The sequence below is a fragment of the Phyllobacterium sp. TAF24 genome, assembly GCF_052113785.1.
In the GTDB taxonomy this organism is placed as follows: Bacteria; Pseudomonadota; Alphaproteobacteria; order Rhizobiales; family Rhizobiaceae; genus Phyllobacterium.
On the sequence record NZ_JBFRDN010000035.1, the window covers coordinates 18,001 to 30,928 of the forward strand.

Genomic DNA, 12,928 nt, shown 5'->3' on the forward strand with positions numbered 1-12,928 from the left:
CTTCCCACAAATTCTGGTGCATCCACGGCCAGAATGCTTCGAAAACGCTCGAACTATCAAGCGCTCCTGACAAAAAGCAAAGCGTGCCCGCTATTCGCTTTCCAGCATTTCCTTGACCGACGTCGCCAACTGCTTCAGCGAGAACGGTTTTGGCAGGAAGCCGAACTTGGCATCCTCAGGCAAATTGCGGGCAAAGGCGTCTTCCGCATAACCGGAGACGAAGATGAACTTGATATCCCCGTATTCCTTGCGCAGTTCGCGCAGCAGCGTCGGGCCGTCCATTTCGGGCATGACCACGTCGGAAACGACGATATCGACCTTGCCGTCGAGTTCCTTCATCACCTCAAGCGCTTCAACACCACTGGAAGCCTCGTGCACCGTATAGCCACGCGATTGCAGCGCGCGAACACCGCCCATGCGCACGGCATCCTCGTCCTCGACGAGAAGCACCGTTGCGGAACCGGAAAGATCAGTGGCCTTCTCGGCTTTCTTTTCCTTCTTCGGTGCTTCAACGGCAACGACTTCGCCCGCCTCGTTGAGGACAGGTGCTTCGACGTGGCGCGGCAGGAAGATGCGGAATGTCGTGCCCTTGCCGAGTTCGGATTCGCAATGGATCGAACCGCCAGTTTGTTTGATGATGCCGTAGACCATGGAAAGGCCAAGGCCCGTGCCCTTGCCAACTTCCTTGGTGGTGAAGAACGGTTCGAAAATCTTTTCAATAACCTCGGGCGGCATACCCGTGCCGCTGTCCTGCACCTCGACCAGAACATAATCGCCCGGAACAAGATCGCGGTAATTCAGCCCGGCGCTTTCGCTTTCGTTCATGTTGCGCGTGCGGATGATGAGATCGCCGCCCTCCGGCATCGCATCGCGCGCATTGACGGTGAGATTGACCACCACCTGCTCGAACTGGCCGAGATCGGCACGCACCGGCCACAAATCGCGGCCATGTTCGATCTTGAGGTTGACCTGCGTGCCCGCAAGCCGCGTCAGCAGCATGCGCACATCGGCAATGACGTCGGTGAGATCAAGCACCTCCGGCCGCAAAGTCTGGCGGCGGGAGAAGGCCAGCAACTGCCGCACCAGCGATGCGGCACGGTTGGCATTCTGCTTGATGTTCATAATGTCGGCAAAAGACGGATCGGACGCCCGGTGATTGGTCAGCAACAGGTCTGATGACATGATGATGGCGGTCAGAACATTGTTGAAGTCGTGCGCGATACCGCCTGCAAGCTGGCCGACAGCCTGCATTTTCTGGCTCTGGGCCATGGTGGCTTCAAGCGCTTTCTGCTCGGTGGTTTCAACCACGGAAACAATTGCAGCTTCCTCGGCGCCCTCTTCGGAACCCGCGTCAAAGACCGGGCTGATATAGAAGCGCAGATGGCGTTCCTCATGGCCGGGAATGACCGTATCGACAGGTGATATCTCGGCCTTGCCGGCAAAGGCGGCGGCAAGCGCCCGGTCGAAAGCCTCGCGGTCGCGCTCATGCACGACGGTTTCAAGCGGCGTGCGCCGATCAATCGCATCGCGGTCAACAACGGGTGAGAACAGACCAAGGAAACGCGCATTGGTGCGCAGGATCTTGCCTGAGGCGTCCACCGCGGCAATCGCCATGGAAGCGGAGTTGAAAAAGCGGGTAAAGCGCACTTCGGCGGCGCGCAATGCAGCGGAATTGTCTTCGCCCTCGGCGCGGTTCAGCACGATGGTACGGGTCGGACCGCGCTTGCCATCGCGCTGGGCCTGTACGCGGTGATAGAAGCGCACCGCGAGGCTTTGGCCGTTCGCCTTGGCAAGATCAAGGTCGATGACCGTATTGCGGCTGGTGCCCGGCTCTGTCTTCACGGCATTGATCAGCGCCATGCCATTCCCGGCAACAATATCACGGACAGTCATTGAACCCGGCGTAAATTTGGTCAGATCAACCCCGAGCCATTCGGCAAGGGTGGCATTGATGTAGATAATGCGCCCATCGGGATCAGCCGAGAAGAAACCAGCCGGAGCGTGGTCGAGGTGATCGATTGCTTCCTGAATATCCTGAAAATAGCGTTCCTGCTCGGCGCGCTCGGTGGAAATATCAGCGATCTGCCAGGCAAAAACCGGGGCCGTCTGGCCCGGAATGCCCGCAACAGCGCGGGCTTTCACCCGGTACCAGGTCGGAACAGGCTCGCGCGCCGGATCGAGCGGACGCGACAGACGCAGCTCCTCCTGACCGGAAACACCGTCCCGCACCGCATTGGCAAGCCGGTAAATGGGATCGGAAGCTGCGCTTTCGCTGGAAAGAATATGCTCAATCGCCTGAACATCGCTTGAATTGGTAACGCCCGTCAGCTGGGCATAGGCCCGGTTGGCATAAACAATGCGGCCCTTCTGGTCGGTAACAACGGTTCCTTCAGGGAACGTATCCACAAACGCCCGTGTCAGCTCATCGCTTGTGCCGCGCGGGGTAAACTGGATGACATTGATGGCCGAGCCGAACAGATAAAACACGCCGGTCATGGCGAGTGTGCCAAGAAGCCCAAGCAGGAATTGCTGGCCCAACTGATCGCGATAGATGAAATAGAGGATGGAAACGCCCACCAGCAGCACGCCAAGGATGACAAGACGCAAGGCGGCTTTGGTCGACTTGGTATTGGCGATGATCGGCTCTGGATAAAGATCGTTGTTCGTCTCTTGAGACATGCGTCTCAAACCCCTTCTTTTCATCGCGGAAGCTGCCCGGGCAGGCCACAATATTCTGAACCGGCTGAGATCCGTATGATCAATGCCGGTTCCGATTCGTTTGGATCATATCTTTGATGCCGTATAAACCCCAAGCTTGCAGAAGTGACTATTATTCCACGATTTCGCGAAGCAATTGCGGCGTGAGATCGGCCGGGGTGAACCGATAGCCACAGGCGTGACCATGCATCAGGGTTGCAGCAAGCAAAAGCTGGCATTAGTGTCGCACAAAATTATACTCCGGGTTCCATGTCGGGGGACGTGCGTTTTGGACTGGAGTCTGTAAAGGAGAGTTTGTCATGAATAACTGGCTGGTCGGTATTGTCGGCGAAACCGCTGCCCCGATTGTCGGGTTCGTCCTGCTTTTCGCTTTGGTCATCGTCCTGTTGCTGCTGGTCTTCGCAGTCCTGCGGCGGGTAACCGGCGGAACCTTCGTGTCAGGCGGGCGCAACCGGCAGGTCCGCCTTTCTGTCACTGATGCCGCTGCTGTCGATAACCGGCGCCGGCTCGTTCTGGTGCGCCGCGACGATGTGGAACATCTGATCATGATCGGTGGCCCGAGCGATCTCGTCATCGAACAGAACATCCGGCAGTTTGCCAAACCCCAGTCGCGTGTCGAACCTGCAGCGACCATCACTCCGGCAGAAGCAGAGCCAAAGGCCGAGACAAAGCCAGTTGAAGCGTCTCGCCCGCTACCCGTCGCTCCCGCGCGTGTTTCACCGCCCATTACACCCGTTGTCAGGCCCGCCGCCCCTGCACAGGCTGCCGCACCGCATATTCCTGTTCGCCCGGCGGCTCCCGTTCAGCCTCCAGTTCCGCCGCGTGAAACACCGCAGCCGGAGCATCAGCGTCCGATTGCAGCGGCAGTACCACTACCGCCTATTCCGCCCATGCAGCCCATCCCGCCCGTTGTTGCCGCTGCGGCGGCGGTCGTATCTGCCCCAGCCGCACAGGAACCGGCAGAAGCTCCATCTCTGGGCGCACCGCAAAGGGACAATGGCTGGCAGCGCACGGCGTCACCTTCGTTCGGTACGGCCCAGCGCAGCGAACCGCATATAGATGCACTTCCCCATTTCGAAGAGACGCGTCCGGAACCGGTAACATCGGCGGAAACCAGAACGACCACAGCCGCAGCTTTTCCGTTCTCCGTGCAGAACCTCAAGCCTGCTCAGGACGAGGCATCGCTGGATATCCTTGGACCAGCGAAACCGGAAGAGCCCGAGATCAATCTGGCTGACCTCAATTTCGACGATGCATTCGAATCCGATCTGGAAGGCGAACTGCATGTCACGCCCGATGAAGAGCCCCGCAAGGAGCCCGGTAATATCGAGGACGAAATGGAACGTCTGCTCGACGACCTCTCCAAGCCTGAGAAACGCTGATTGGTTATCAATCACAAATAAAAAAGCCCGGAAGTGTTCCGGGCTTTTTTAATTGGTTCATCAAGGTCGCATCAATCGTCTTTGTAAACTTTCTCGCGTCGCTCGTGACGTTCCTGCGCCTCAATGGAAAGTGTAGCAATTGGACGTGCATCCAGACGCTTTAAACTGATCGGATCACCGGTCTCCTCGCAAAACCCGTATGTTCCGTCGTCAAGGCGCTGCAAGGCCGYGTCTATCTTTGAAATCAGCTTGCGCTGGCGATCACGCGCCCGCAATTCGATAGCACGGTCAGTTTCTGACGACGCACGATCAGCGATATCTGGCAGGTTCGCATTTTCCTGCTGCAGGATTTCAAGCGTTTCGCGCGCCTCCCGCAGAATGTCACTCTTCCAGTTGATTAGTTTTTCACGAAAATAGGATTTCTGCCGATCACTCATGAAAGGCTCGTCATCCGTGGGCTTGTAGTCAAGATCGATAAGTTTATTCATCTTTGAATCACCCTGCACCTATGAGACGCGAGGAGGCCTATATAGGTTGTGTCACAAGGCGGCACAACTACAAAACGACAGGCAAGAGCGGGATTCGAATAACGTCATTTTGCTTAAATAATCGGCAAATAATTTGCCAAATACAGTGTCTTTGAACGCAAAAAAGCGGAAATTGCGCCGAAATCACCCCTAATCCGCAGTTTTAATGGCCCGACCCGCATGACGCAATTTGGCTATTGCCTCACAGAAATGCAGCCCGCCCATAAATAAGACAGGCCGGTTTTGCACAATTATTTGAGAATTGCGTCATTTGTCGCAGAGGTTTATCCGTTATTTGTGTCCTAAAAGGAATAACGACACCTTGGAGTTAAAGATGAGCCAGGTCTATTTACTCCGACATGCCAAAGCAGTCTGGCCATCTCCGGGACAGAAAGACTTTGACCGGACGCTGGATTCATCAGGTGTTGAATCGGCAACAGTTCTCGGCGAAGAGATGAAGCGGGCCGGATTGAAGCCGGATATCATTATCTGCTCAACGGCGGTGCGCGCCCGTCAGACACTCGAACATATCAATTTGAAAGCGCGTCTGGTTCAGGAAGAACTGGAAAAACTCTATTCCGGCACGGCAGACAATTACCTGATGGCCATCCGCATGGCTGGTCTAGAGCATGAAAGTGCCGGCTCTGTTATGCTGGTCGGCCATAATCCGATGATGGAAGATGTGGCCATTGCCCTTGCCGGGCGCGGCGATCCGCCTGCCCACCCCACCTTTGCCGCCGGTTTTCCAACGGCTGGGCTGGCCGTGATCAATTTTGATAGTCCATTGGCGGAAATCCGTCCGGGAACTGGCACGCTGGCGACGTTTCTTTCACCTTCCGAACACCTCTGAAAAAAGCCAACTTCTTGTCATTAGACATGTGGCCCCTATATCCGGCCACAGACTTGCATTGGTAACAGGGCGAAAGCGCAGGACGATTGACTTGGGAACACTGACCACACTGACCGACGAAGCAAAGATCGCGCTCGATACGCTGGCGGATCGCACCACGGCGCTGGTTTCCCCCTCGCTGCGGCTTGGGGTCACTGGCCTTTCCCGGGCAGGCAAGACAGTTTTCATCACGGCACTGGTTCACAATCTCATCCATGGTGGCCGGTTGCCATTGTTCGAAGCGCAGAAGTCGGGACGCATCGCCAAAGCCTATCTCGAAGAACAGCCAGATGATGCGGTACCGCGTTTTCAGTATGAGGATCACCTCAAAGCACTGATCGAGGACCGTGTCTGGCCTGACTCAACGCGGGCAATTTCCGAGTTGCGGCTGACCATCGAATACGAATCCGCCTCGATGTGGAACCGCATGTTCTCCGGCGGCAAACTCTCGGTCGATATTGTCGACTATCCCGGCGAATGGCTGCTTGATCTGCCGCTGCTCAACAAGAGCTTTGCTGAATTCTCCAGGGACTCATTTGAACTCGCCCGCCTTGAAAACCGGCGTGAGTTGGCAAGCGAATGGCTAGCGGAGGCAGACAGTATCAGTCCCGACGCGCAGGCGGATGAGGTGACGGCCCAACGCCTCGCCCGTAGTTTCACCGGTTATCTCAGAGCTGGCAAGGCAGACGAGCGCGCGCTCTCGACATTGCCACCCGGTCGCTTCCTGATGCCCGGCGATCTTGATGGCTCGCCCGCTCTCACCTTTGCACCATTGCCCGATCTTGGATCAGCCAAACATCGTTCAGGCTCGCTGGCCGCCATGATGGAACGCCGTTACGAGGCGTACAAAACCCATGTGGTCAAACCGTTCTTTCGCGAACACATTGCGCGGCTGGACCGCCAGATCGTGCTTGTCGATGCCATGCAGGCAATGAATGCCGGAACATCAGCCATTGCCGATCTTGAACGCGCCCTGACGGAAATCCTTTCCTGCTTTCGCCCCGGAAGTACCAATTTTCTCACCGGGCTTGTGCAGCGGCGTATCAGCCGCATTCTGATTGCTGCCACCAAGGCCGATCATCTGCACCATGAAAGCCACGACCGGTTGCAGGCGATCGTTCGCCGTCTCGTCGACCGCGCTGTCAGCCGTACCGATTTTTCCGGCGCAAATGTTGATGTGCTTGCCATGGCAGCCGTGCGCACCACGCGCGAAGCGACGGTCACGCAGGGCAAGGAAATCCTGCCCGTTATCATCGGAACACCGCTGAAAGGCGAAACCATCGACGGCGAACGCTTCGACGGCAAGACAGAAACTGCGATATTTCCCGGTGACTTACCGGAAAAACCGGACTCAATTTTCGAAGGACCGGAATCAGTTTCTGAAGACCCGGCTATTCGCTTTGTCCGCTTCCGTCCGCCAAGCCTCGAAAAAACCGCGGAAGGGTTTACACTTTCGCTGCCGCATATCCGGCTTGACCGGGCGCTTCAGTTCCTGATCGGAGATCGTCTCGCATGACCGACAGCAACCCACGCAAACCCGCCGCCTTCCGCATTGACCCGCCTGTTGTAAACCAGCGCGCAAAGACTGAAGCGGCGCCAAAGCCCGAGGCCCGCAAGCCAACAGCGATAAAGGATATCGCCGTCATTACGCCAGCGCCGGTTGATGTCTTCGATCTGGACACTGACGCGGCAGGCGAACTCGACGCCTTGACCCCGCCACCGGCTTTGCCACGCAAAAAGCGCCTCTCCTTTGCTTCCGTGCTGACGGGCGCGCTGGGTGTCCTCGTCTCCCTTGCTGTTGGCCTTTGGGCCGACAATCTCATCCGCACATTGTTCGAGCGCGCACCATGGCTTGGCTGGGTAGCGCTTGCCGTTGGTATTGTCGCCGCGCTCTCGCTTCTGGCTATCATTATCCGGGAAGGCCTTGCGCTGCGCCGTCTGGCATCCGTGCAGTCGTTGCGCGATGAAGCGGCAAAAGCAGCCACCGACAATGATGCAAGGCAGGCCAAGGCCGCCGTCGCCCGGCTGGTGACAATCGCCGAAACCATGCCCGCCACGGCGAAAGGCCGCGCCCTGCTGCATGATTTGCGCGATGATGTGATCGACGGACGCGATCTCATCCGACTGACGGAAACCGAGCTGCTGCGCCCGCTCGACCGACAGGCGCGCGAAATGATCCTCGCCGCATCCAAACGCGTTTCGGTTGTTACTGCCGTTAGTCCACGCGCGCTGGTTGATATCGGCTATGTCATGTTTGAATCCGCACGCCTGATTCGCCGCCTGTCGGAACTTTACGGCGGACGTCCGGGAACGCTGGGTTTCCTCAAGTTGACCCGCAATGTAATTGCCCATCTTGCGGTCACCGGCACTGTTGCCATGGGCGACAGCATTATCCAGCAGCTTGTTGGTCATGGTCTTGCAGCAAAACTGTCGGCGCGTCTGGGTGAAGGCGTCATCAACGGGATGATGACGGCACGCATCGGCATTTCGGCGATGGATCTGGTCCGCCCCTTCCCGTTCAATGCGGAAAAGCGGCCGGGAATTGGCGATTTTATCGGGGACCTCGCCCGCATTGGCGGTACAAAAAAAGAATAATCCTGTGGACGGGGTTGCAATTTCGGCAGGAATGGCAACCATCCGTTAACCATTCCAACCGATGATCGGTYATCRTCATTTCAATGATTTGTGTTGAGTATATCCCCAATGAAAACACGCGCAGCTGCCGCTACCCTGTCTTTGTTCGCCTGCGCGCTCTTCGCGTTTTCAGCACAAGCCAAGGATAAAGACGCAGAATTCTTCCAGACTGTGGAAGGCCAGTGGGTCGGCCCCGGCGAGATCGTCGCGGGCAAGTACAAGGGTACGAAATTTACCTGTACGCTCGATGGCTCAACGCCTGACGAGACCGCTGGCATGACGCTTGATGGCAATTGCCGCGTTGGCATTTTCAACCAGCCGATGAAAGCAACCATTGCCCGCAGCGGCGGCACCTACAAGGGTACGTTCCTCGATGGCGCATCTGGCAAAGGCCTTGATATTACCGGTGGCAGCGTCTCCGGCGACCGCGTGGTGCTGAACATCACCCGCAAGCAGCTGACAGGCGCCATGCTGGCCAAATTTACCGGTGACAACCAGCTGAACGTCACCATTTCGGTGCGGCTTGAGGATACGCTGATCCCGGTCGTCGGCATGACCCTGAAGCGCGTCGACAACACCGCCGTCGGCAGTATCGTCAAGAACTGACTATTCGGCCCTGCTTTCAAGCCACCAGCCCGCGTCTTCGCGGGCTTTTTCTATGCCGGAGCGATCACATAATGCTGCCCACTCGGCGATGCGTTTCCCATTGACCACAAGATCAGGCGCAATATCGCTGAGCGGCACCAGCACAAAGGCCCGTTCGGTCATGCGCGGATGGGGGAGCGTGAGCTTCAGGCTTTCAACGGGTTTCCAGTTTTCATAAACGAGCACATCAATATCGATGATACGCGGGCCCCAGCGCTCAATCCGTTCACGTTTCATGTGGCGCTCAATATCGAGGCAGACGGCCAGCAAATCCTCCGGCAGCATGGATGTTTCCACCTGCGCGCAGGCATTGTGAAACCATGCCTGATCGGTTTTGCCCCATGGCGGGGTGCGATAGACAGGCGAAACAGCGGCGACACGCGTATCATCGCGCGCATGCAGCGCCTGTAAGGCCTCCGCCATCGCCTGTATGGGTTCGCCGATATTGCCGCCAAGGCCAAGCCACGTTCTGTATCTGATGGTCATTAATCAGCGCTCCGCTGTTGAAGGATTGCATCCGTCATGACAAGCGCATCCCGGTTCGTCTTGACGTCATGCACCCGGAAAACATCCGCTCCGGCCAATCGCAGAATAGCTGAGGTGGCGGCGGTTGCCGCATCCCGCTCATCCGCCTCCCGTCCAGTAACGGCACCAAGAAAGCGCTTGCGCGACGTGCCAGCCAGAAATGGATAACCGAAAGCCTTGAGTTCACCGAAACGCCGGATCAGCGCCAGATTCTCTTCGGTTTCCTTGGCAAAACCAAACCCCGGATCGAGTACGATCTGGTCATGCGCCACACCCGCAAGCTTGGCGATCTCCAGTGACCGGTTGAGAAATGCGAACTGATCGACGATCACGTCAGGGTCACGTTCCCTTTCGCGGCCCGTGTGCATGATGACAAGTCCGGCGCCCGTCTTAGCGGCGAGATCGGCAATCGCCGGTTCGCGCTGCACACCCCACACATCGTTGACGATATGCGCACCGGCTGCAACGGCCAGCCGTGCGGTTTCTTCGCGATAGGTATCGACCGAAATCAGGACATCGGTCTCTTTTGCCAATGCTTCAATGACGGGAAGTACCCGCGACTGTTCCGTTTTGGGATCCACCCGGGTGGCACCCGGACGGGTCGACTCACCACCGACATCGATGATCGCAGCACCCTCGGCAATCATCGCCCGTGCGCCCTCAATTGCCTTATCAAGTGCAAGATGTAGGCCGCCATCGGAAAAGGAATCCGGTGTGACGTTAAGAACACCCATAATGACGGACACTGGCCCGAGGGTCAGGGATCGTCCATGCGCCAGACGCCACTCTCTTTGCATAGGGATGCTCCTCTGATGAATGCAGAAACTGTTTTTGAACAGAACAATCGCCGCGTCAATTCATCCGCAACGTTTTTGGTCCTAGAGTGTTGTAAGCTTGATCAGGCAGGCTCGTCAGAAACGAAGGACCGATCCCCCATGAAGACTATCTTGAGAATGGCGGCTTTCGCATTCGTATGTCTGTTTGCGGCGCAAAGTGCCAGTGCAGCGGTGGTCCTGCGCAAATATGAGTATTTTACCCTGTCGGGCAAAACCGCTGCTGATCTCGACCGCGAACTCAGCCATCGCGGCCCGCAAATACACAAAACAGGGCAGCGTCACCCCGGCGCGACGCAGATGCGCTTCAATACCAAAGTCAAATATGGTTCCGACGCCAAAAGCTGCCGCGTTGTCGAGGCTGATATCACCATCCATGCCCGTGTGCATCTGCCACGCTGGAAGCAGCGTGCATCGGCCAAGCCCGACCTTGCGCTGATCTGGGACACGCTTTCAGCTGACATTAAACGCCACGAGGAGAGCCATATCATTATCGCCCGCACAGCGGCATTTGATATGGAGCGGGCCTTTAAAGCCCTGCCTTGGCGCAGTAACTGCGACGAAATGAAAAACGACGCTGCGGCTCTGATGACCAAGCTGATGCAACAGCAGGACGCAGCGCAGGTCCAGTTCGACCGGGTAGAAGGCAAGAACTTTGAACGCCGTTTCGAGCGGCTTCTGGTATTCCGGCTCCAACGGCAAATGGAAAAGAAGTGATCAAGGAAAGAACCGGCACATCTGTGCCGGTTCGTTGTCAAATTCTATGAGTGCACACCAAGCTTTTTCTGCAGGCTTGTGGATGAGGTCGTGTACTGGAACACCACCCGCTCACCGGGGCTGACGATCCGCTTGGCCGCCTGTGTCATCAACGCTGCCTCGTGGAAGCCCGATAGAATCAGTTTCAGCTTGCCCGGATACCAGTTGATATCGCCGATGGCGAAAATCCCCGGTTCGGATGTTTCAAATGTCTCGACATTAACCGGAACGAGATTTTCATGCAGATTGAGCCCCCAATCGGCAATAGGCCCGAGTTTCATCGTCAATCCGAAGAATGGCAGCAGACGTGTGACGGGAATTTCAGTTTCGCCCTCGGCGGCCTTGATCGTCGCGCTTGAAAGCTGACCGTCCTCACCCTTCAGGCCTGAAATCTGCCCAAGCTCGAAACGAACGCTACCGCTTTCGACCAGCTCGAACATTTTCTTGACGCTATCGGGCGCTGCGCGAAACTCGGCACGGCGATGCACCACTGTCAGACTACGGGCGATGGGTTGCAGATTGAGCGCCCAGTCCAGCGCCGAATCGCCGCCGCCGACAATCAGCACGTCTTCATCACGGAATTCCTCCATGCGGCGCACCGAATAGAAAACGCTCTTGCCCTCAAAGGCTTCAATACCGGGAACCGGCGGGCGTTTCGGCTGGAATGAACCACCACCGGCGGCAATCACCACCACTTTTGTTTCAAAAATCTCGCCTTCATCCGTCTCCACATGGAATTGACCATCCGGCTGGCGTTCCAGCCGGGTCACCATGCGGTTGAAATGGAACTGCGGCGCGAATGGCTTGATCTGCTCCATCAGCTTGTCGGTCAGCCCCTGCCCGCTGATTTCGGGCCAAGCGGGAATATCATAGATGGGTTTTTCCGGATAAAGTTCAGCACATTGGCCGCCGGGGCGATCGAGAATATCAATGAGATGGCATTTGAGATCATAAAGGCCAAGTTCAAACACGGCAAACAGGCCAACCGGCCCCGCGCCAATGATCACAACATCCGTTTTCGTCATTTCACTCATCGATATTTCCTCATGACATGCCAACATACTATTCCACACCGGCTTGCGGTCGGGAATGGAGCATTTCTAATCGGTCGATGAGAAAATATCAGCCTAAATATTAGGCCTGGCGTTCCGGAACGTGGACGACGAGCCCGTCCAGTTCATCAGAAACGCGGATCTGGCAGGACAGGCGCGAGCTCGGGCGTACATCATAGGCAAAGTCGAGCATGTCTTCTTCCATGGCCTCAGGCTCGCCGGTCACATCTTTCCACGCATCATCAATATAAACGTGGCATGTGGCGCATGCACAGGCACCGCCGCACTCGGCGTCGATGCCCGGAACCGCATTGCGGATGGCACTTTCCATCACTGTCGAACCGTTTTCGGCGTCCGTATCAAAGCGGACACCGTCGAAAGTGACAAACGTGATCTTTGCCATGAAAAAAGCCCCAAGCAGAAAAGTTACCGCTGAGATAGGGATTTGGACAGGGAAGTCAATTGCACTCCCTGACGCAGCCCAGACCTTGCTAAGGTCAGGCTGCTAGCGTGTGATCGCTGCTATCTAGCGCGTAATCGCTGCTAACTAGCGCGTGATCGCTGCTAACTAGCGCGTGATCGCTGCTATATAGTCCCGAACATCGATAATTTCAGGACGCAGTTCGTTCACCAGCTTTGCATTGCCGGGAGATTGTTCGATTGATTCGGCAATATCGGCAACGCGGAAGGCACCGACGGCACGCGCAGAACCCTTGAGCGATTTGGCAAGACGAACGCGTTCATCCACATTTGCCTGACCAAGCCGATCAACGATCGTGCAAATCTGCCGGGAAAACAGGCTGAGGATTTCGGTCTCAAGCGCCCTGTTGCCAAATGTTTCGCGGGTAAGGTGTACGAGATCGATAGGTCGCTTGCGTGATGGTTTGGATGTTTCGCCGCCCGGCAACGCAAATGCCATTGACGCTTGTTGTGGCAGTGCCATTATACTCTCCTGAACACAGACTCG

At 56.7% G+C, this 12,928-nt stretch carries 13 protein-coding genes; 6 read left to right on the plus strand and 7 right to left on the minus strand.

Annotation, left to right across the window (positions count from 1 at the left end):
* Nucleotides 1-90 precede the first annotated feature (90 nt).
* The gene (gene cckA, locus AB4Y96_RS22585; protein ID WP_441920048.1) at nucleotides 91-2,679 is read right to left on the minus strand and encodes a cell cycle histidine kinase CckA; all 2,589 of its coding nucleotides are present in this window, start codon (nucleotides 2,677-2,679) and stop codon (nucleotides 91-93) included.
* A 338-nt stretch (nucleotides 2,680-3,017) separates the two neighbouring features.
* On the opposite strand from cckA, the gene AB4Y96_RS22590 reads away from it, so the two are divergent.
* Entirely contained in the window at nucleotides 3,018-4,100 is a 1,083-nt protein-coding gene (locus AB4Y96_RS22590) for a hypothetical protein (RefSeq protein WP_441920050.1), read from the plus strand.
* Nucleotides 4,101-4,171: 71 nt separating this feature from the next.
* Here the strand turns inward: AB4Y96_RS22590 and dksA are convergent, their stop codons facing one another.
* Nucleotides 4,172-4,588, minus strand: a complete 417-nt coding sequence (gene dksA, locus AB4Y96_RS22595; protein ID WP_441920051.1) for an RNA polymerase-binding protein DksA — start codon at nucleotides 4,586-4,588, stop codon at nucleotides 4,172-4,174.
* Nucleotides 4,589-4,961: 373 nt separating this feature from the next.
* On the opposite strand from dksA, the gene AB4Y96_RS22600 reads away from it, so the two are divergent.
* From AB4Y96_RS22600 to AB4Y96_RS22615, 4 genes are all read left to right on the plus strand, one after another.
* The gene (locus AB4Y96_RS22600; protein ID WP_091877581.1) at nucleotides 4,962-5,477 is read left to right on the plus strand and encodes a SixA phosphatase family protein; all 516 of its coding nucleotides are present in this window, start codon (nucleotides 4,962-4,964) and stop codon (nucleotides 5,475-5,477) included.
* Between the two features lie 91 nt (nucleotides 5,478-5,568).
* The gene (locus AB4Y96_RS22605) at nucleotides 5,569-7,032 is read left to right on the plus strand and encodes a YcjX family protein (protein WP_441920053.1); all 1,464 of its coding nucleotides are present in this window, start codon (nucleotides 5,569-5,571) and stop codon (nucleotides 7,030-7,032) included.
* On the plus strand, nucleotides 7,029-8,111 hold the full coding sequence (locus AB4Y96_RS22610; RefSeq protein WP_441920055.1) for a YcjF family protein: 1,083 nt from the start codon (nucleotides 7,029-7,031) through the stop codon (nucleotides 8,109-8,111). The genes AB4Y96_RS22605 and AB4Y96_RS22610 overlap by 4 nt, the downstream gene beginning before the upstream one ends.
* Nucleotides 8,112-8,219: 108 nt before the next feature.
* On the plus strand, nucleotides 8,220-8,756 hold the full coding sequence (locus tag AB4Y96_RS22615; RefSeq protein ID WP_091877587.1) for a hypothetical protein: 537 nt from the start codon (nucleotides 8,220-8,222) through the stop codon (nucleotides 8,754-8,756).
* On the opposite strand, the gene folK is transcribed toward AB4Y96_RS22615, so the two are convergent.
* Together folK and folP are read right to left on the minus strand one after the other, a co-directional pair.
* Nucleotides 8,757-9,281: a 2-amino-4-hydroxy-6-hydroxymethyldihydropteridine diphosphokinase gene (folK, locus tag AB4Y96_RS22620; RefSeq protein WP_441920057.1), complete on the minus strand. Its 525-nt coding sequence runs from the start codon at nucleotides 9,279-9,281 to the stop codon at nucleotides 8,757-8,759. It abuts the gene before it with no gap.
* Entirely contained in the window at nucleotides 9,281-10,117 is an 837-nt protein-coding gene (folP, locus tag AB4Y96_RS22625) for a dihydropteroate synthase (RefSeq protein ID WP_441920059.1), read from the minus strand. Before folP ends, folK begins: the two co-directional genes overlap by 1 nt.
* A gap of 138 nt (nucleotides 10,118-10,255) precedes the next feature.
* Here folP and AB4Y96_RS22630 point away from each other — a divergent pair, with 138 nt between their 5' ends.
* Nucleotides 10,256-10,870, plus strand: coding sequence for a DUF922 domain-containing Zn-dependent protease (locus AB4Y96_RS22630; RefSeq protein ID WP_441920061.1), 615 nt, complete (start codon nucleotides 10,256-10,258; stop codon nucleotides 10,868-10,870).
* Between the two features lie 44 nt (nucleotides 10,871-10,914).
* Here AB4Y96_RS22630 and AB4Y96_RS22635 read toward each other — a convergent pair whose 3' ends face one another.
* From AB4Y96_RS22635 to AB4Y96_RS22645, 3 genes are all read right to left on the minus strand, one after another.
* A complete protein-coding gene (locus AB4Y96_RS22635; protein ID WP_441920062.1) occupies nucleotides 10,915-11,943 on the minus strand; it encodes an NAD(P)/FAD-dependent oxidoreductase in 1,029 nt (342 codons plus the stop codon).
* Between the two features lie 100 nt (nucleotides 11,944-12,043).
* A complete protein-coding gene (locus tag AB4Y96_RS22640; RefSeq protein ID WP_441920064.1) occupies nucleotides 12,044-12,364 on the minus strand; it encodes a 2Fe-2S iron-sulfur cluster-binding protein in 321 nt (106 codons plus the stop codon).
* Nucleotides 12,365-12,529: 165 nt separating this feature from the next.
* Nucleotides 12,530-12,904, minus strand: a complete 375-nt coding sequence (locus AB4Y96_RS22645; protein WP_227986384.1) for an Hpt domain-containing protein — start codon at nucleotides 12,902-12,904, stop codon at nucleotides 12,530-12,532.
* Nucleotides 12,905-12,928: the final 24 nt, after the last annotated feature.

Excerpts from the sequence above, each read along its gene's own strand:
- folP (WP_441920059.1), bottom strand. The coding sequence starts at position 10,117 with ATGCAAAGAGAGTGGCGTCTGGCGCATGGACGATCCCTGACCCTCGGG.
- AB4Y96_RS22590 (WP_441920050.1), top strand. The coding sequence starts at position 3,018 with ATGAATAACTGGCTGGTCGGTATTGTCGGCGAAACCGCTGCCCCGATT.
- AB4Y96_RS22640 (WP_441920064.1), bottom strand. The coding sequence starts at position 12,364 with ATGGCAAAGATCACGTTTGTCACTTTCGACGGTGTCCGCTTTGATACG.
- AB4Y96_RS22635 (WP_441920062.1), bottom strand. The coding sequence starts at position 11,943 with ATGAGTGAAATGACGAAAACGGATGTTGTGATCATTGGCGCGGGGCCG.
- cckA (WP_441920048.1), bottom strand. The coding sequence starts at position 2,679 with ATGTCTCAAGAGACGAACAACGATCTTTATCCAGAGCCGATCATCGCC.
- AB4Y96_RS22615 (WP_091877587.1), top strand. The coding sequence starts at position 8,220 with ATGAAAACACGCGCAGCTGCCGCTACCCTGTCTTTGTTCGCCTGCGCG.
- AB4Y96_RS22645 (WP_227986384.1), bottom strand. The coding sequence starts at position 12,904 with ATGGCACTGCCACAACAAGCGTCAATGGCATTTGCGTTGCCGGGCGGC.
- AB4Y96_RS22610 (WP_441920055.1), top strand. The coding sequence starts at position 7,029 with ATGACCGACAGCAACCCACGCAAACCCGCCGCCTTCCGCATTGACCCG.
- AB4Y96_RS22600 (WP_091877581.1), top strand. The coding sequence starts at position 4,962 with ATGAGCCAGGTCTATTTACTCCGACATGCCAAAGCAGTCTGGCCATCT.
- AB4Y96_RS22630 (WP_441920061.1), top strand. The coding sequence starts at position 10,256 with ATGAAGACTATCTTGAGAATGGCGGCTTTCGCATTCGTATGTCTGTTT.
- folK (WP_441920057.1), bottom strand. The coding sequence starts at position 9,281 with ATGACCATCAGATACAGAACGTGGCTTGGCCTTGGCGGCAATATCGGC.